The sequence below is a fragment of the Streptomyces sp. NPDC047917 genome (assembly GCF_043204345.1).
In the GTDB taxonomy this organism is placed as follows: domain Bacteria; phylum Actinomycetota; class Actinomycetes; order Streptomycetales; family Streptomycetaceae; genus Streptomyces; species Streptomyces sanglieri.
The window spans coordinates 111,047-128,396 of the sequence record NZ_JBIDCA010000002.1 but is presented as its reverse complement, the minus strand read 5'-3'; the positions used below and the strand labels follow the sequence as shown (position 1 = coordinate 128,396).

General features: G+C 71.4%; 16 protein-coding genes. 6 read left to right on the top strand and 10 right to left on the bottom strand.

Going from position 1 to position 17,350, the window contains the following annotated elements; all coding sequences use genetic code 11:
- Positions 1-2: 2 nt before the first annotated feature.
- A complete protein-coding gene (gene cpaB, locus ACGF8B_RS04260) occupies positions 3-713 on the bottom strand; it encodes a Flp pilus assembly protein CpaB (RefSeq protein ID WP_360538604.1) in 711 nt (236 codons plus the stop codon).
- Between the two features lie 93 nt (positions 714-806).
- The gene (locus ACGF8B_RS04255) at positions 807-1,673 is read right to left on the bottom strand and encodes a hypothetical protein (protein ID WP_266688932.1); all 867 of its coding nucleotides are present in this window, start codon (positions 1,671-1,673) and stop codon (positions 807-809) included.
- Positions 1,674-2,388: 715 nt separating this feature from the next.
- Between ACGF8B_RS04255 and ACGF8B_RS04250 the strand changes: the two genes are divergently transcribed.
- Positions 2,389-4,125, top strand: coding sequence for a chitinase (locus ACGF8B_RS04250; RefSeq protein ID WP_392734666.1), 1,737 nt, complete (start codon positions 2,389-2,391; stop codon positions 4,123-4,125).
- Positions 4,126-4,480: 355 nt separating this feature from the next.
- Here ACGF8B_RS04250 and ACGF8B_RS04245 read toward each other — a convergent pair whose 3' ends face one another.
- The 4 genes from ACGF8B_RS04245 to ACGF8B_RS04230 all read right to left on the bottom strand — a co-directional run bounded on the left by ACGF8B_RS04245 (position 4,481) and on the right by ACGF8B_RS04230 (position 8,355).
- Positions 4,481-5,956 carry a GntP family permease gene (locus ACGF8B_RS04245; RefSeq protein ID WP_392734664.1) on the bottom strand — a complete coding sequence of 492 codons (1,476 nt, stop codon included), beginning with the start codon at positions 5,954-5,956 and terminating at the stop codon, positions 4,481-4,483.
- Positions 5,957-6,083: 127 nt separating this feature from the next.
- Complete coding sequence (locus ACGF8B_RS04240; protein WP_392734662.1) at positions 6,084-6,494, bottom strand: RidA family protein; 411 nt, start codon at positions 6,492-6,494, stop codon at positions 6,084-6,086.
- A gap of 5 nt (positions 6,495-6,499) precedes the next feature.
- Complete coding sequence (locus ACGF8B_RS04235; RefSeq protein ID WP_392734661.1) at positions 6,500-7,258, bottom strand: IclR family transcriptional regulator; 759 nt, start codon at positions 7,256-7,258, stop codon at positions 6,500-6,502.
- Positions 7,255-8,355: a sugar kinase gene (locus ACGF8B_RS04230; protein ID WP_392734659.1), complete on the bottom strand. Its 1,101-nt coding sequence runs from the start codon at positions 8,353-8,355 to the stop codon at positions 7,255-7,257. Before ACGF8B_RS04230 ends, ACGF8B_RS04235 begins: the two co-directional genes overlap by 4 nt.
- Before the next feature lie 155 nt (positions 8,356-8,510).
- On the opposite strand from ACGF8B_RS04230, the gene ACGF8B_RS04225 reads away from it, so the two are divergent.
- On the top strand, positions 8,511-9,791 hold the full coding sequence (locus ACGF8B_RS04225; protein ID WP_392734657.1) for an alanine racemase: 1,281 nt from the start codon (positions 8,511-8,513) through the stop codon (positions 9,789-9,791).
- Between the two features lie 253 nt (positions 9,792-10,044).
- The gene (locus tag ACGF8B_RS04220) at positions 10,045-11,676 is read left to right on the top strand and encodes an amidohydrolase family protein (protein WP_392734655.1); all 1,632 of its coding nucleotides are present in this window, start codon (positions 10,045-10,047) and stop codon (positions 11,674-11,676) included.
- Here the strand turns inward: ACGF8B_RS04220 and ACGF8B_RS04215 are convergent.
- Positions 11,671-12,522 carry a siderophore-interacting protein gene (locus tag ACGF8B_RS04215; protein WP_392734653.1) on the bottom strand — a complete coding sequence of 284 codons (852 nt, stop codon included), beginning with the start codon at positions 12,520-12,522 and terminating at the stop codon, positions 11,671-11,673. The two genes, ACGF8B_RS04220 and ACGF8B_RS04215, sit on opposite strands and share 6 nt — an antisense overlap.
- Before the next feature lie 100 nt (positions 12,523-12,622).
- Here ACGF8B_RS04215 and ACGF8B_RS04210 point away from each other — a divergent pair, with 100 nt between their 5' ends.
- Entirely contained in the window at positions 12,623-13,444 is an 822-nt protein-coding gene (locus ACGF8B_RS04210) for a TetR/AcrR family transcriptional regulator (RefSeq protein ID WP_392734652.1), read from the top strand.
- An 83-nt stretch (positions 13,445-13,527) separates the two neighbouring features.
- Here the strand turns inward: ACGF8B_RS04210 and ACGF8B_RS04205 are convergent, their stop codons facing one another.
- Together ACGF8B_RS04205 and ACGF8B_RS04200 are read right to left on the bottom strand one after the other, a co-directional pair.
- Complete coding sequence (locus ACGF8B_RS04205) at positions 13,528-14,388, bottom strand: serine protease (protein ID WP_392734650.1); 861 nt, start codon at positions 14,386-14,388, stop codon at positions 13,528-13,530.
- 266 nt (positions 14,389-14,654) lie between these two features.
- Positions 14,655-15,002, bottom strand: a complete 348-nt coding sequence (locus ACGF8B_RS04200; RefSeq protein WP_392734648.1) for a winged helix-turn-helix transcriptional regulator — start codon at positions 15,000-15,002, stop codon at positions 14,655-14,657.
- Between the two features lie 96 nt (positions 15,003-15,098).
- On the opposite strand from ACGF8B_RS04200, the gene ACGF8B_RS04195 reads away from it, so the two are divergent.
- Positions 15,099-15,980 (top strand): NAD(P)-dependent oxidoreductase, encoded by an 882-nt coding sequence (locus tag ACGF8B_RS04195; RefSeq protein WP_392734645.1) that lies wholly within the window; start codon positions 15,099-15,101, stop codon positions 15,978-15,980.
- Between the two features lie 9 nt (positions 15,981-15,989).
- Here ACGF8B_RS04195 and ACGF8B_RS04190 read toward each other — a convergent pair whose 3' ends face one another.
- Entirely contained in the window at positions 15,990-16,331 is a 342-nt protein-coding gene (locus ACGF8B_RS04190; RefSeq protein WP_392734643.1) for a hypothetical protein, read from the bottom strand.
- Between the two features lie 143 nt (positions 16,332-16,474).
- On the opposite strand from ACGF8B_RS04190, the gene ACGF8B_RS04185 reads away from it, so the two are divergent.
- A complete protein-coding gene (locus ACGF8B_RS04185; RefSeq protein ID WP_392734641.1) occupies positions 16,475-17,308 on the top strand; it encodes an arylamine N-acetyltransferase in 834 nt (277 codons plus the stop codon).
- The last annotated feature ends 42 nt before the right edge of the window (positions 17,309-17,350 follow it).

The following is a 17,350-nucleotide window of genomic DNA, read 5'->3' as shown; positions in this document are numbered from 1 at the left end:
CCTCACTTGTCCTTGTCGAGCGTGTAGGTGCGGTCGCCCGGGCGGATGGTGCTGTCGCTGCCGGAGGCGATGAGCGCGAGGCGTACGTGCGCCGCGAAGGACTCGGCGTAGGCGATGCGCTGGGTGTCGAGCGTGTTGAGCGCAAAGGTGATCGGGACCGCCTCGGTGCCCATGCTGCTGGACTTGCCGTCGCGGCTGGGCTCCAGGGCGGTCAGCTTGCCGACGTCCAGGACCTTGGCGTTGGAGACGATGACCTTCGACTGGGACGGGGCACCGTCCCGCTCGCCATCGAAGGTGGCGTAGATGTTGACCGTGGCACCGGGGGTGATCTTGCCCGCGACACCGGTCGCGGCGTCGATCATGATGGCGATCTCCTGCTCTCCGGGCTGGAGTTCGGGACGCCGCTGCATCATGTCGGACTGGAGGAGCGAGCCCTTGCGCAGCTGGGTGACCGCGATCTTGCCGTTGACCTCGGAGAGGTCCGTCACCGCGTTGGTGGACAGCCAGCGCTTGGGCATCGAGATCTTTTCGAACTGCCCCGAGGACAGGGCGGTATAGGGGGCTACATCGGACTTCAGCTGGTAGGCCGAGACCTCCGGCCCGACCTTGGAATTGACGTCGCTGATCACCGAGAGCACGCCGGCGAAGGCGCCGAAGGCGCACAGAACCGACAAAAGCAGGAGTATCACGCCGCGGCGCTGACGGGAGTTCATGGGCCGGACAACCTCGTTCAATTCGGATGCGTGGGGCAGCGGACGGAAGGGCGTCTACGGAGGAAAAGCGGAAGCGCGGGGACTGCGGTGGTGCTAGGACTGCGGTGGTGCGAGCGCTCCTTGGCTGAGGACACCGGCTGGGTGCTTTCGGTTCTCCGCCGCGGGCAGCGGGGAGGAGCAGAACCCGCAGCGGTCACCGATGAGTTCCATTCCGCACCAGTGGCAGTTCTCCCGGCGCACCGAGGACACCAACTGGTACAGGACGGAGATGTCTGGCAGATAGGCGGCGAATTCCACCAGTTTCCCGGTTCCCCACCATGCGGAGGAATCGGACGGGAGTGCGGACTCGTGAATGGACTGGACCTTCCACGCGGGCGCGAGGGTCTCCTTCACCCACTCGGACTGGGACTGCCCCTTGGCGGTCATCAGGTGAGTGGCGAATTCGGGGCCGGTCGGGAGTTCCGCCTTCGGACCGACCTTGACGAGCTGTGGTTCGGGCCCGGTGACCACGGCGAACTGGGAGCCGGGCACCCAGGACTTGGCATGGGTCCTGAGGTCGACCGGGATCCGGTCGAACTTGGTGACCGAGTGGAGCAGGGCACCCGCGTGGATGTAGTGCGCCAGCAGCCGGGCGGCGGAGGCCACCACCCCGGGGCTGAAGTCACAGATGGACAACTGGCGCAACTGCCGCACGAGTACGGCCACGCCGAGCGGTGGCAGGTCGGTCTTCACCAGGGCGATGCGGTCGCTCTCCAGGACCGAGCGGACGGAGTAGAGCCGACGCTCGTGGGCGGGCGAGATGGCGCTCGGATAGACGGCGACGACATAGCCGTGCTGTTCGAGCAGCACGTGCATGTCACCGATGGCCATGTCCAGCGCCTGGGCATCCGGAGCCTGCAACAGGGCGGCTGTCGGTGTCTGCTGATCGGTCGGAGGTAGTACCAAGTCAGCACTGGTCACTGCTATTGCGGTCGGCACGCTGTTCCCCGTTTCGGCTTCCGGCCGGACGCCGGTCATGACGTCGGCCGCAATCGCTCCTGCTCCGCGGTTCTGCCTCAGCACTTTATCCACGTCTTACCTGGCAGAGAACACTTTTCGGAGGCCAGTCCGACAACGTGTGCGAGGCGCCCGCGTAACGCCCCGGTGCTAAATCGGATCAAATCGAAAATCGTCAACTTCTGTACAACTGCGGAGGGTTACCGATACACCTTCCGGTCACCCGGGCCCCGAATTCATCGCCGCACGTCAGCGCGGATGCGGAACCTGCCGCGTCGAACCCCTCGGAGGCCGGGCGGTCACTGTCCGAGCACTCCGGACACTTCACCCGCACGGGGTCCGACGCCGCCGCACGAGGTCAACAAAACGTCAATTCACAGGAAGCGGAGGCCGGTCCGAGGCCGTTCCGGAGCCCGCGCGGAGGCACCCGGAGGCGGCCGGCGGACCGACCCCGGACCCCTCGGGCCGGTGCGGTCGTCGCAGGTCCCGTTGCCAGAGGTCTTGACAACTCGATTGGTCTGGACCAGTTTTGTCGGCCAGCGGTGGCCACCGTTCCTCAACTCCACATCCCCTTCTTCTGCCCGTCACCTTCCGGACGGCCCGAGTACCGCCGGTCCACCCCGCCGGCTGTCGCACGGATACCCCGGCAGGCATCCCCGACTCCCCACGGAGGCAGCAAGTGGAACCTTCCCCCGCCAACGGCCACAGAATCCGCAGGCGCTACAACCGTCCCCTCGTCGGCGCCGTCGCGGCCGTTCTCGCGGCTGGCGCGCTGACCGCCACGGGTCTCGCCGGAAATGCCCAGGCGGCCGACATCAATGTCGCCAAGAACGCGGGCTTCGAGTCCGGGCTCGCCAACTGGACCTGTTCCGGCGGCAGCGGTGCCACCGTCTCCTCCCCCGTGCACGGTGGCACCGCCGCACTCAGGGCCACCCCGTCCGGCCAGGACACCGCGAAGTGCACCCAGACCGTGGCCGTGAAGCCCGACTCGACGTACACGCTCAGCTCCTGGGTGCAGGGCGGGTACGCGTACCTCGGCGCGAGCGGCACCGGGACCACCGACGTGTCGACCTGGTCCCCCGGCTCCTCCGGCTGGACGCAGCTCACCACCAGCTTCAAGACCGGGCCCGGCACCACCTCGGTCCAGGTCTACACGCACGGCTGGTACGGGCAGGCCGCCTATCTGGTGGACGACGTCTCGGTCAACGGCCCCGACGGCGGGGGCGGCACCGACCCGGAGCCGACGATCCCGTCCGCCCCGGCCGGTCTCGCGGTCGGCACGACCACCACCGGCTCCGTGGCCCTGTCCTGGAACGCGGTCTCCGGCGCGACCGGCTACACCGTGTACCGGGACGGCGCGAAGGCGACCACCACCACCGGGAACTCGGCGACGGTCACGGGGCTGGCCGCCGACACGGCGTACCAGTTCTCGGTGACCGCCACCAACGCGGCCGGCGAGTCCGTCAGGTCCGGCACGGTCAGCGGCCGTACGGCGAAGGAGGGCGGCGGCAACCCCAACCCGGGCACGTCCGTCCCCAAGCACGCGGTGACCGGTTACTGGCAGAACTTCAACAACGGCGCGACCGTGCAGAAGCTCAGTGACGTGCCCGCGAACTACGACATCATCGCGGTCTCCTTCGCCGACGCCACCGGCTCACCGGGCGCCGTCACCTTCAACCTGGACACGGCCGGCCTGAACGGCTACACCGTCGACCAGTTCAAGGCCGACATCAAGGCGAAGCAGGCGGCCGGGAAGAACGTCATCATCTCGGTCGGCGGCGAGAAGGGCTCCGTCTCGGTCAACAGCGACGCCTCCGCGGCCAACTTCGCGAACTCGGTCTACTCGCTGATCCAGGAGTACGGCTTCAACGGCGTCGACATCGACCTGGAGAACGGCCTCAACTCCACGTACATGACGAAGGCGCTGCGCTCGCTGTCGCAGAAGGCGGGCTCCGGCCTCGTCATCACGATGGCCCCGCAGACCATCGACATGCAGTCCACCGCCGGTGAGTACTTCAAGACGGCGCTCGGCATCAAGGACATCCTGACCGTCGTCAACATGCAGTACTACAACAGCGGTTCGATGCTGGGCTGCGACGGCAAGGTCTACTCGCAGGGCTCGGTGGACTTCCTCACCGCGCTCGCCTGCATCCAGCTGGAGGGCGGCCTCGACCCGTCGCAGGTCGGCCTCGGTGTGCCCGCCTCCACGAGCGGCGCGGGCAGCGGCTACGTGCCGCCGTCGGTCGTGAACGCGGCCCTGGACTGCCTGGCCAAGGGCACCGGCTGCGGTTCGTTCAAGCCCTCGAAGACCTACCCGGGTCTGCGCGGGGCCATGACCTGGTCGACCAACTGGGACGCCAAGTCGGGCAACGCCTGGTCGAACGCGGTGGGCCCGCACGTGCACGGCCTGCCGTAGCCGGTACTCCCCGGCCGCCGGCCCACGGCCGGCCGGCATCAGTGACCAGCAGCGCCGCCGCTCCCCCGGCGGCGCTGCTGCACGTTCCGGGCGGCTTTCGCCGGGCGGCACGGGGCGGGCATCGGCACGGGGCGGCACCGGTACGGGGCGGCACCGGTACGGGGCGGCATCGGCACGGCCCGGCACCGGCACGGGGCGGGCATCGCGCACCGCGAGGTGAAGCCGCGGAACGTGCTGCTGCCGCCGCCTCTGGACGGCCCCCGGCCGATCGGCTTCGGCGCGGCCCGAACCGCTCCGCTCCGCCTCGGCCCCGGCGCCGGGGGACGTGAGCCCGGCGTGATCCGGACGGGAGGCGCTAGATCACCAGACTCAGCAGCGCCGCCACCACGAACCCCGCGACCGACAGGACCGTCTCCAGGACCGTCCAGGACTTCAGGGTGTCGCGTTCGGAGATGCCGAAGTACTTCGACACCATCCAGAAGCCGCCGTCGTTCACGTGCGAGGCGAAGATCGAGCCGGCCGAGATCGCCATGATGATCAGGGCGAGATGTGCCTGGGACAGGTCCTGGCCCTCGACCAGCGGGACGACGATGCCCGCGGTGGTGACGATGGCGACGGTCGCCGAGCCCTGGGCGACGCGAAGGACCACGGAGATCAGCCAGGCGAGCAGGATGACCGGCAGGCCGACGTCGTCGAAGGTCTTGGCGAGGGCGTCCGCGATGCCGCTCGCCTTGAGGACGGCGCCGAACACACCGCCCGCGCCGACCACCAGCAGGATGTTGCCGACCGGCTTCAGGGACGAGGTGGACACCGATTCCAGGGACTTGCGGGACCAGCCGCGGCGGATGCCCAGCAGGTAGTACGCCAGCACCAGCGCGATCGTCAGGGCGACGAAGGGGTTGCCGAAGAACTCGATGACCGAGCGCGGCGTGGAGGGGTCCAGCGCGATGGAGGAGAACGTCGCGGCGAGGATCAGCACCAGCGGGGTGCCGATGATCGTGAGTACGGTGGAGAGCGCGACCGGTTCCTCGCGCGGGGTGACCCCGGCGGCCCGCTGCTCGGCGACGACCGCGGCCCTGGCCTCCTCGGCGGCCTCGACCATGTCCTGCGGGACCTCGACGAAGATCCGCTTGCCGATCCACGCGGCGTAGCCCCAGGCGGCGAGTACGGCGGGGATGCCGACGACGGCGCCCATCAGGATGACCCAGCCGAGGGAGACGTGGAAGAGTCCGGCGGCGGCGACCGGGCCGGGGTGCGGCGGCAGGAACGCGTGGGTCATGGACAGACCCGCCAGCAGCGGCATCGCGTAGAGCAGGATCGACTTGCCGGACCGCTTGGCGGCGGCGTACACGATCGGCGCGAGGACGAAGATGCCGACGTCGAAGAAGACCGGGATGCCGAAGATGAGGCCGGTGAGGCCCATGGCGAGCGGGGCCCGCTTCTCGCCGAAGAGGTTCAGCAGCCGGGTGCTCAGCACCTCTGCTCCGCCGGAGACTTCGAGGATCGAGCCGAGCATCGTGCCGAGGCCGATGATGATCGCCACGTGGCCGAGGATGCCGCCCATGCCGGACTCGATGACGGAGACGGCGGCGGACTTCTGGACCGTGCCGAAGAGTTCGGTGACGGAGAGTCCGGCGCCCAGGCCGACGGCTATGGAGACGGCGAGCAGTGCGACGAACGGCTGCAGCCTGACCTTGATGATCAGGAAGAGGAGGAGGGCGATGCCGAGGGCGGCGACGGTCAGCAGACCGGCGGTGCCGTCGATGAGCGGAAGGATTCCGCCGGTGTGGGAGGGTGCCTCGGCCGGTGGTGGGGTTGCGGCGAGCAGCATGCGTGACTCCGTTGTCGGAGAAGGGTTTTCGGGTGTGGGGGAGCGCGGCACGGCGCCCCCATGGGGTGGGGCGCCGTGCCGTGCGCGGTCGTGCGGCGGTGCGGGTGCGGCAAGTGGATCAGCTGGTTCAGCCGAGGACCGCGAGCGCGTCGATCTCGATGAGCAGGCCCTTGGGGAGGCCGACGTAGACCGTCGTGCGGGCGGCGGGGGCGGCCTTGAGGTCCTGCTCGCCGAAGTAGGAGTTGTAGATCTCGTTCATCTCGGCGAAGTGGTCCACGTCCGTGAGGTAGACGCGCATCATCATCACGTCGTCCCAGCTCGCGCCGCCCTCCTCCAGGATCGCCTTGACGTTGGCGAAGGTCTGGAGGGTCTGCTCGCGCAGGGTCGGGCCGGCGGGGGTCGGGGCCTGGCCCTCCGCGGCGGGCAGGAAGCCGACCTGGCCGGCGACCTGGAGGATGTTCCCCTTCTTCACGCCGTGCGAGAACTTCGCGGGGGGCGTGGTGTGGGTGCTCGGGGTGAGGGCGATCTTCTCGGTCATGGCTTTCAGGCTTTCTTGGGTCGGGTGGTGCCGGAGTACTCCCGGCTGATGGAGTCGGCGGTGCGGCGCACCAGCGGGAGCAGGGTGAGGAGTTCCTCGGCCGTGACGACGACATTGGGTGCGGAGACCGACATCGCGGCGACGACCCGCCCGTCCGCCCCCCGGATGGGGGCGCCGACGCAGTTGATGGACTCCTCGTGGCCACCGAGGTCGGTGGCCCAGCCCTGTTCGCGGACGACGGTGAGCTCCTTGAGGAAGGCACCGGCGTTCGGGGTCGAACGGGACGTGTACATGGGGTAGTCGAGCTTCTCGGCGATGGCGCGCCGCTCGGGCTCGGAGAGGTCGGCGAGGAGCAGCTTCGCGACGGCGGCGACGGTGATCGCGACGGGCTTGCCGATCCGCGAGTACATCCTGACCGGGTAGCGGCTCTCGACCTTGTCGATGTAGAGGACCTCCTGCTCCTCGTACACCGCGAGATGCACGGTGTGTCCGCAGCTCTCGTTGAGTTCGACGAGGTGGGGGTGGGCGATCTCCCGTACGTCGAGGTTCTCCACGGCCTCCTGTGCGAGGGCGAAGAGCCGGGCGCCGAGGCGGTAGCGCTGGTCCTGCTGGCGGTAGACGAGCCCGTGCTCGTGGAGCGTACGGAGCAGGCGCAGCGCCGTGGACTTGTGGACGCCGAGCCGCTCGGCGACCTGGCCGAGGTCTGCGGGCCCCTGGGCGAGCAGCGGCAGGATGCTCAGTGCCCGGTCGACGGTCTGACTCATGTCGTACGTACCTCCTGGTCGTCCCCCGTCCAGCCGGGGCCGAGACGAAGTCTCCCCCAGGCCTCGTCGTCCAGTGCGGCAAGGGAGTCGGCGTGCGCGCGGGCCGGCGGGGCGGTGAGGTCGCCGGGGACGGTGAGGACGGCGGCGGCCATGAGGTGGCCGTGCCGGACGCGGTCGCGTACGGGGAGGCCGCGCAGGGTGGCGGAGAGGAACCCGGCCGCGAAGGCGTCGCCCGCGCCGACGGGGGCGACGACGTCCACCCGGAGGGCGGGGACGGTGGTGGTGACGTCGTCGGCATCCGGGGTGTCGCAGGTGCCCGGGACATCGTCGGACCCCGGGACGTCACGGGTGCCCGAGAAGACCGTCGCGCCGTCCGCGCCCCGCTTCACGACCAGGGTGGCCGGCTCCGGCAGCGCGGCGCGGATCGCCGCGGCGCCGGTCGTCCCCCAGGCCTCCTCCGCCTCGTCCTCGCCGACGAAGACCAGGTCGCTGCGGCGGGCCAGGTCGAGGAGCACCCCGGGGGACGCGTCGGCGTCGCGCCACAGGCCCGGCCGGTGGTTGACGTCGAAGGAGATCAGCGGGCGGCCGGGGCGGGGCGCGGTCAGGTCGTGGAGCAGGGCCAGGCAGTCGGCGGAGAGCGCCGCGGTGATGCCGGACAGGTGCAGGACGCGGGTCGCGGGGAGCGTCGCGTACGGGATGTTGTCCGGGGACATCGCGGACGCGGCGGAACCGGCCCGGTAGTAGGCGACCTCGTGCACATCGGTGGCCCGGTCGGTCGCGGTGCGGAAGTAGATGCCGGTGGGCCGGGACGGATCGCGCCGCACGCCGCAGGTGTCGACCCCGTAGCCGGCGATCGCCTCGACGAGGTGGTCGCCGAAGCCGTCCGCGCCGACCCGGCTGACCCAGGCCGCCCGGTGGCCGGCGGCGGCCAGCGCGCAGGCGACGTTGGACTCGGCGCCGCCGATGCCGCGGCCGAAGGAGGGCACGTCGGCGAGGCGTCCGGGCTGCGACGGCAGGAACGTCACCATGGACTCGCCGAGGCACACGACTTCGGCGGCCGTGGCGGCGTCGGCGGTCCTGGCCGGGGTTCCGGACACTCGGGGCTCCTCGCGGGTTCGGTGGTGCGCTTCGGGGCGCGGCGGGGGGTGCACGCCATTGACCCGGCGTCGGCTCGGATGTTAGACAGCGTTAAGCGATATACGCAATGGGTGTTGCATATGATGCAACGACGACTTCGATCGAGGAGGCCCCCTTGGCCGCCGACCGTCCTGTGTCCGCACTCGCCGACGAGCTGGTCGACCACCGCTTCAAGGCACTCCCGCCCGACGCGGAGGGCCTGACCGTCGGCGCCCTCGCCGCCGAGCGCCGCAATCTCTTCACGGGCGGCTTCACCACCCCGGTGCTCGCCCTGTCCGCGGAGTCGGTCGAGCACAACCTCGCCCTCCTGGAGACGTACGCGGAGCGCCACGGGCTCGCCTTCGCCCCGCACGGCAAGACCTCCATGTCCCCGCAGCTCTTCGCCCGCCAGCTGGAGTACGGCGCCTGGGGCATCACCGCGGCCGTGCCGCACCAGGCGCGGGTCTACCGGGCGTACGGGATCCGGCGGATCTTCCTCGCCAACGAACTCGTCGACGCCCCGGCCCTGCGCTGGCTCGCCGCCGAGCTGGACTCCGACCCGGAGTTCCGCTTCGTCTGTTACGTCGACTCGGTGCGTGGCGTGGAGCTGATGGACGAGGCGCTGCGCGCGGCGGGCGCCTCCCGTCCCGTGGACGTGGTGGTGGAGCTGGGCGCGGGCGAGGGCGCGCGCACCGGCGCCCGCACCGAGGCCGACTGCGTGGCGGTGGCCGACGCGGTGGCGGCCACGGGGACGCTGCGGCTGGTGGGCGTGGCCGGTTACGAGGGCGAGGTGCCGGAGGCGTCCGCCGAGCGGGTACGGGCCTGGCTGGACCGGCTCGTCGCGCTGGCCGCCGACCTCGACCGGGCGGGGCGCTTCGCGGCCGGCGAGCAGATCGTGATCAGCGCGGGCGGCAGTGCGTGGTTCGACGCGGTGGCGGAGGTGTTCGCGCGGATCCCGGAGCTCTCCGCGCCGGTGCTGAAGCTGCTGCGCTCGGGCGCCTATGTCTCGCACGACGACGGCCACTACCGCCATCTGACCCCGTTCAACCGGGTGCCGGAGGAGGGGGAGCTGCAGCCCGCCTTCCGGCTGTGGGCGCAGGTCGTGTCGCGCCCGACGGACGAGCAGGCGTTCCTCAACGCGGGCAAGCGGGACGCGGCGTACGACCTCGACCTGCCCGAGGCGCAGGTCGTGCGGTCCGGCCGGGACGGCACGGTGCGGCCCGCGACGGGTGTCTCGGTGACCGGGCTCTCCGACCAGCACGCGTGGGTGCGTACCGAGCCGGGTGCGGAGCTGGAGGTGGGTGACTGGGTGGGGATGGGTCTGTCGCACCCGTGCACCAGCTTCGACAAGTGGCAGCTGATTCCGCTGGTCGCGGCGGACGGGACGGTCACGGACTACATCCGTACGTTCTTCTGATCCCTGCCGGCCCTGCCGGTCCCTGTTGTTTTCTGCCGGTCCCTGCTGGTCGCTGCCGGTGCTTGCGGTCGGCCGGCTGCGGGTGGGGGGAGCTGCCCTGCGGGGCTGCTCCCCCGGCCCGCCCCTTCCCGTAACCGGGGGCTCCGCCCCCGGACCCCCGCTCCTCAATCGCCGGAGGGGCTTGAGGAGCCTCTCGCTCACCGAGAGGCTTGAGATGCTCCTTGCTCACCGAGGGGCCTGAACTGGAGCCCCCATGGACCTGGTCATCCGTAACGCCCATGTCGTCGACGGCACCGGCACCCCCCGCCGCCGTGCCGATGTGGCCGTCGCCGACGGCCGGATCGCCGAGATCCACCCCGAAGGCGCCCCCGGTCCGCGCCCCTCCGCCCGCCGCACGCTCGACGCCGACGGGCTCGTCCTCTCCCCCGGCTTCATCGACATGCACGCGCACAGCGATCTCGCGCTGCTCCGCGACCCCGACCACAGCGCCAAGGCCGCGCAGGGCGTCACGCTCGAAGTCCTCGGCCAGGACGGCCTGTCGTACGCCCCGGTCGACGACCGGACGCTCGCCGAGGTCCGCCGTTCCATCACCGGCTGGAACGGAAACGGCGACGACATCGACTTCGACTGGCGCACAGTCGGCGGGTACCTGGACCGGCTGGACCGCAACTTCGGCGGCCGGGGCATCGCCGTCAACGCCGCCTATCTGATCCCGCAGGGCACGGTCCGGATGTACGCGGTGGGCTGGGAGGACCGCCCGGCCACCGGGGCCGAGCTGGACCGGATGAAGGAGCTCGTCGCCCAGGGCATGGCGGAGGGCGCGGTCGGCATGTCGTCCGGGCTCACGTACACGCCCGGCATGTACGCCGACGACGCCGAACTCACCGAACTGTGCCGGGTGGTGGCCGGGTACGACGGCTACTACTGCCCGCACCACCGCTCCTACGGGGCGGGCGCGCTCGGCGCGTACGAGGAGATGGTGCAGCTCACCAGGAACGCGGGCTGCGCCCTCCATCTCGCCCACGCCACCATGAACTTCGGTGTGAACGAGGGCAGGGCCCCCGAGCTGCTCGCCCTGCTCGACCACGCCCTCGACGCGGGCGCCGACATCTCCCTCGACACCTACCCGTACACGCCCGGCTGCACGACCCTCGTCGCGATGCTGCCGAGCTGGGCGAGCGAGGGCGGGCCCGGGTCGGTGCTCACCCGCCTCGCCGACGACACCACGGCGGAACGGATCCGGCACCACATGGAGGTGGTGGGCTCGGACGGCTGCCACGGCGTGCCGATCGAGTGGGACACCATCGAGATCTCGGGGGTCGGCACCCCCGCCCTCGCCGGCCATGTCGGGCGTACGGTGGCCGACTCCGCCCGGCTGCGCGGCGAGACGCCCTGGACGACCGCGCGCAGGCTGCTCGTCGAGGACCGGCTCGGCACGACGATCCTCCAGCACGTGGGCCACGAGGAGAACGTGCGGCAGATCATGCGCCACCGGGTGCACACCGCGGGCAGCGACGGCATCCTCCAGGGCGACAAGCCGCACCCGCGCGCCTACGGCACGTTCCCGCAGTATCTCGGGCGGTACGCAAGGGAGTTGGGCACCCTGTCGCTGGAGGAGTGCGTCGCCCACCTCACCTCGCGCCCCGCGCACCGGCTGCGTCTGACCGACCGGGGACACGTCCGCGAGGGCTACCGCGCCGATCTGGTCCTCTTCGACCCGGAGACGGTGGCGGCGGGCTCGACGTTCGAGGAGCCGCGCACACTGCCGGTCGGCATCCCGCACGTACTGATCGACGGCCGGTTCGTCATCGAGGACGGGCACCGCACCCAGGTACTGGCGGGCCGGTCCGTCCGGGGAACGGGGAGCGCCCGGGGCGGTCTATGAGGGTTCCTGCCCCTCCCCCGCCTGCTCCTTCGCCCAGGCCAGGTCCTCCTCGGTCGGGGCGTCGTCCTGGGTGAGGCTGCGCCGCCAGTAGCCGCTGAACTCCACGGCCTTCCTGGCCAGCCCGCGCTCCTCGACCAGGTGGCGGCGCAGGGCCCGTACCGCCGCCGCCTCACCGGCCAGCCACGCCGCCCCGGAACCGGCGGGCAGCCGGGCCGCCCGTACCGCGTCCGGCAGCGATCCGCCGCGCTCCCGGTGCACCCAGTGGACGGTCACATCGGCGTCCGAGTCCAGCGGGCGCTCCTCCGCCGCGTCGGCGACCTCGGCCCAGACGAGCGCCCGCGCGCCGGCCGGCAGCGACTCCAGCAGGGTCCCGATCGCGGGCAGCGCCGTCTCGTCGCCGGCCAGCAGCAGCCAGTCGGCGGCGGGCAGCGGCCGGGCGTACAGCGACGACGGTCCGACCATGCCGAGCACATCGCCGGGGCGCGCGTCCCGCCCCCAGCGGGCGGCGGGCCCGTCGTCGCCGTGGAGCACGAAGTCGACCGCCATCACGTCCGGTCGGCGGTCGTACCCGCGGACCGTGAAGCTCCGCAGCAGTGGCCGCTCGGGCTCGGGGATCGCGAGGTACGCCTCGTACCACCGCATGCCGTACGTGTCGTCGGCCTCCGGCTCGGGCAGCCGGGGCACGCCCTGCCCGGCCCTCGGGAAGCAGAGCTTCATCTGCTGGTCGGGCCGGTCCTCCATGAGCTCCGCCAGCGCGTCCCCGGCAAAGGTGACGCGTGCCGTGCGCGGAGTGATCCGCTCCACGCCGACGACCCGTACGTACGACACGGTCAACGCCTGCCCCATCGCGACTCCCACCTTCTCCGGTTCTCCGGCTTTCCCGGCTGATACTTTACGTCGTAAGGAATTGCTCGGCGAAGTTACTTTATGACGTAAGGAGTCGCAAGTGGTGGTCTTTGCCGGACAGGGCGACGCCCGCCGTTCGATGGCCCTGCTCTGGCGCGCCGACCGGCCGGAGCAGCAGGACCGGCGCCCCGGTCCCGGCCCCAGGCCGGGGCTGAGCGTCGACGCGATCGTGACCGCCGCGATCTCCGTCGCGGACGAGGAGGGCATGGCCGCGCTCTCGATGCGCGCGGTGGGCGAGCGGCTCGGCCGCACGGCGATGGCGCTCTACACCTACGTGCCCAGCAAGGGCGAGCTGCTGGACCTGATGTACGACGCGGTCCACGCCGAGCTGCCCACCGGGTACGACGCCACCGGCGGCTGGCGTGCGGGCCTGACCGACTGGGCGCGGGACGGACTCGAATTCCACCTCCGCCATCCCTGGGTGCTCCAGGTCTCCCAGGCCCGCCCGGTGCTCGGCCCGCACGAGTACGCGGGGCTGGACACCCTGGTGCGCCTGCTGAACGCCACCGGACTCGAAGCACACCTGCTGCGGAGGCTGGTCGGCACGCTCTCCCACTTCGTGCGCGGCTGCGCCGGGACGGTCGCGGAGGCACGGCAGGCAGCGGCGGTGACGGGCGAGTCGGACGAGGAGTGGTGGTTCGCCCGCTCGGCGCTGCTGGGCGAGGTGGCGCCCGACTTCGCGGAGCGCTATCCGAACCTGGTCGCGATGGAGACCGGCTCCGCGCCGCAGCCACCGGCCCCGGCGCCGGACGGCGAGGCGGTGCCCTACCTGGAGCGGGAGGCGAGGGAGACGTTCACCGCCGGGCTCGGGGTACTGCTCGACGGGATCGAGGCGGCGGTCCGGCGCACGGCGAAGCCGTGAACCGCGGGCCGTGGACACGCCGATCGCCGCCGCGGCACCCGGTGGCGGGCAGCGCGGCGGCGACCTGACTCACCGGGTCACGATCACGGCTTGGGCAGGTCACACCCCGCACGGTCGAGGTCGAACTTGTTGCCGGTGCCGATGCACGGCACGATGCCGTACGTCTCCTGGGCGTAGTTGATGCCCTCGCGCACCGTCACATCGCCGTTCTCGTCGACCTCGCACGGATTGTTGTCCGTGCACTCCTGGCCGTCCTCGTTACCGGTGTTGTTGACGGCGACGACCTTGCCGGTCGCGTTGTCGATCACCGGGGAGCCGGACGTACCGCCGATGGTCTGGCAGGCGGAGGTGTAGCGGACCGAGTCCTTCCAGGTCCACTCGCCTTCCTTGAGGCGGTAGACGAAGCCGTCGACGTTGCAGGAGTAGGTGCGCTTCCAGTAGCCGGACACGACGGTGATCGCGGTGCCCTGGACGGGGTGCGCGGTGTTGAGCTCCAGCGCCTTGATGCCGTAGGTGCTCTCGATCTGGGCGTAGGTGCTGGTGAGTTCGTACACCGATATGTCGGTGTCGGTCATCGTCCCGTACGCGATCTTGCTCGCCCGGAGGGTTCCGACGCCGCTGCCCGAGGCGTTCAGCAGGGTGAAGCTGCGGGTGGACGGCTGGTCGAGGACGACCTCGCCGGGGCCCGGGAATCCCGACTCCATGCAGTGCCCGTTGGAGAGCACCAGCGCGGGGTCGTCGGGCTGGGAGTCCGGAGTGCGGACGACGGAGCCGGAACAGTTGCTGAGCGCCACGGTTCCGGCGAAGTTGACCGCCTTGGGCCGGGCCTTCTCCTTGACCGCGGCGGGCGACGCCGCTTCGTGGCCGGTTGCTGCGGTTGCGGGCGCGACGCCTGCCCCGAGGAGCAGAACAGCGAACAGCGCACCGACGAGAGGCTTCTTCATGTGGGGGTCCCCTCAAGTGACCTGGGCAGGGGCCCGATGGCTCCCGCCCACCGAAGTTGCCTTCGGATTTGACATGCGCATGTTGGCGCACTGAAGGGGCTCCCACAAGGGGCGGTTTCAAGCCACTGCTCTCGAACGGTGACCGGCTCCACCGGGATCCGGGGCTCCGCCCCGTCCCGCGCACCGGCCGCGGGAAAACGTACTCCGGCAAGCGGCACACGGGCCGGCGCCCCGTCAGGCTGATGCTCCGCCGGACCGACGGTCCGTCAGGACGACGGCCGCCCGGCGTCCGTGAGGATGTGCTCCCTGCCCCAGGCTCCGAGCGGCCGCAGCGCATCGTTGAGCCCGGCACCCAGCGGGGTCAGCGAGTACTCGACGCGCGGCGGCACCTCCTCGTGCGCCTCGCGGTGCACGATGCCGTCCTCCTCCAGCTCCCGCAGATGGGACGCGAGCACCTTCTCGGTGATCCCGGGCACCATCCTGCGCAGCTCACCGAACCGGCACGTCCGCTCGTTGAGCGCCCAGAGGATCAGCACCTTCCACTTGCCGCCGATGACATCCATCGCCGCGTCGATCCCGCAGACGTACGACCCCGGCCTCCGAACCGCACCCACACTCCACCCCTCCCACCTGGTCACTCACCCGGCGGTAACCACCCACACCGAAGTGCGTACTTGATCACTCCCGGCTCCCCGGCCAGCCTAATCACCATGAATGCCGCCGCACTTGAGAAGACTCCGCTCACCCTCCTCGGCCTGGGCGCCATGGGCACCGCGCTCGCCCGCACCTGGCTCGACGCCGGGCACCCGCTCACCGTCTGGAACCGCAGCCCCCACCGGGCCGAGCCGCTCGCCGCCCTCGGGGCGCGCGTCGCCGGAAGCGTCGCGGAGGCGGTGGCGGCGAGCGGCCTCGTCGTCCTCTGCCTGCTCGACGACGCCTCGGTCGACGAGACCCTGGACGGTGTCGACCTGACCGGCAAGGACCTGGTCAACCTCACCACCTCCACCCCGGCCCTGGCCCGCTCCCGCGCCGCGTGGGCGCACGGGCGGGGGGCCCGTTTCGTGGACGGCGGGATCATGGCGGTGCCGCCGATGATCGGCGTCCCCGCCTCCGGCGGCTACATCTTCTACAGCGGCTCGCGGGCCCTCTTCGACGCCCACCGCGACACGCTGGCCGTGCCCACCGGGACCTCCTACACCGGTACGGACGCCGGCTCCGCCGCGCTGCACGACGTGGCGCTGCTGAGCGCCATGAACGGGATGTTCGGCGGGGTCGCGCACGCGTTCGCCCTGGTCCGCAAGGAGGACATCGAGCCGACGGCGTTCGCCCGGCTGCTCGCCGACTGGCTGGTCGCCATGGTGCCCTCGGTGCACCTGATGGCCTCCCAGCTGGCCGACGGCGACTACACGCGGGGGGTGGTGTCCAACCTCGCCATGCAGGTCGCGGGCAGCCCGACGCTGCTGCGCACCGCCGAGGAGCAGGGCGTCAGCACCGAGTTGCTGACTCCGTACCTGTCCCTGATGGAGCGCCGTCTGGCCCAGGGCCACGGTCACGAGGGCACGACGGGCGTGGTCGACCTGCTCGCCCGCTGAACCGTACGGCTACGCCGCCTCCGTCGCGGCCTCCACCGCCGCCGCCTCCCTCGACAGCTGGGCCGCCTGGCGCAGGCTCAGGCCCGGCTCGGCCTCGCGGAGCGCCTTGACCGCCGCGACCGCGTCGAGCGGGCCCTGGTGGCCGCCCGCCCTGATCCGGCTCCCCGCCCAGCGGCCCCGCAGCTCCGCGTCCGGTGCGCCGGCCGCATCGGCGACCACGGCCAGGGCCCGCTCCAGGCCGGGGCGTTCCTCCGCGCCCGCGGTCTCCAACGCCTGCCGGAGCGCCGCACCGATGGCGTCCGCGTCGCGCACCACGACCACGGCCAGATCCTGCTTCCTGTTTCCGATCATGTCCTCATGGTCACCCGGGAGGGCCCCCTTCACACCCGATTTGAGCCGCATCTGAGGTAGGGGGAGGCGACCGGGACCCCCGGGACCAGGCATTCTCCGTCCCGGGCCGGAGGCGGCCGGCCCCACTGCGTACCGTCGGGGGCATGACTTCCGACCGCGACCGCCTGCCCGACCTGGACGCCTACCTCGCCCGCATCGGCTGGACCGGGGAGCGCCGGCCGACCGCCGGCGTACTGCGCTCCGTGCACCGGGCCCACGCGCTGGGCATCCCCTTCGAGAACCTGGAGCCGGTGCTGGGCCACGCGCCCTCGCTGGCGATCCCGGACCTGGAGGCGAAGCTCGTACGCGGTGGGCGCGGCGGGTACTGCTACGAGCACAACACGCTGCTCGCCGCCGCGCTGACCGCGCTCGGCTTCCGGATCACCCTGCTCTGCGCCCGGGTCGTGGTGGGGGCCGGGCCCGGGGACATCCGGCCACGCACGCACATGCTGATGCTGGCCGGGGTGCCGGGCGAGGCCACGCCGTACCTGGCGGATGTCGGCTTCGGCTCCGCCGGCGCGCTGCTGGAGCCGATCCCGCTGGTCGCCGGCGCCGAGCTGCACGACGCCCCGCGACACCACCGGCTGGTGAACACCCCGCACGACGGGCCGCTCGCACAGTGGGAGCTCCAGGCGCACACCGCCGACGGGGCGTGGGAGTCCCAGTACGCGTTCACGCTGGAACCCTTCGAGGCACCGGACTACGAGGTGATCAACTGGCACATCGCGACCAACCCGCGCTCCCCGTTCTCGCGCCGGGTGTACGCCCAGCGCACGACCCCGGACACCCATCTCTCACTGACCGGCCGCACCCTCACCGTGACCGGGCCGGACGGCGCCCGCGAGGAACGCGAACTCGCGAACGGTGACGAGGTGCTGCGCGTACTGGCGGCCGACTTCGGCGTCCGTCTTCCCCCGGGCACCCGGCTGCCGGAGTAGAGGGTGAGCGGGAGTGGAGGGGGCCGGGGGCACTGCGGGCGC

Bases quoted from the DNA above. Each gene is read 5' to 3' on its own strand.
- cpaB (WP_360538604.1), bottom strand. From the start codon at position 713: ATGAACTCCCGTCAGCGCCGCGGCGTGATACTCCTGCTTTTGTCGGTT.
- ACGF8B_RS04190 (WP_392734643.1), bottom strand. From the start codon at position 16,331: ATGATCGGAAACAGGAAGCAGGATCTGGCCGTGGTCGTGGTGCGCGAC.
- ACGF8B_RS04195 (WP_392734645.1), top strand. From the start codon at position 15,099: ATGAATGCCGCCGCACTTGAGAAGACTCCGCTCACCCTCCTCGGCCTG.
- ACGF8B_RS04220 (WP_392734655.1), top strand. From the start codon at position 10,045: ATGGACCTGGTCATCCGTAACGCCCATGTCGTCGACGGCACCGGCACC.
- ACGF8B_RS04240 (WP_392734662.1), bottom strand. From the start codon at position 6,494: ATGACCGAGAAGATCGCCCTCACCCCGAGCACCCACACCACGCCCCCC.
- ACGF8B_RS04235 (WP_392734661.1), bottom strand. From the start codon at position 7,258: ATGAGTCAGACCGTCGACCGGGCACTGAGCATCCTGCCGCTGCTCGCC.
- ACGF8B_RS04215 (WP_392734653.1), bottom strand. From the start codon at position 12,522: ATGGGGCAGGCGTTGACCGTGTCGTACGTACGGGTCGTCGGCGTGGAG.
- ACGF8B_RS04185 (WP_392734641.1), top strand. From the start codon at position 16,475: ATGACTTCCGACCGCGACCGCCTGCCCGACCTGGACGCCTACCTCGCC.
- ACGF8B_RS04245 (WP_392734664.1), bottom strand. From the start codon at position 5,956: ATGCTGCTCGCCGCAACCCCACCACCGGCCGAGGCACCCTCCCACACC.
- ACGF8B_RS04205 (WP_392734650.1), bottom strand. From the start codon at position 14,388: ATGAAGAAGCCTCTCGTCGGTGCGCTGTTCGCTGTTCTGCTCCTCGGG.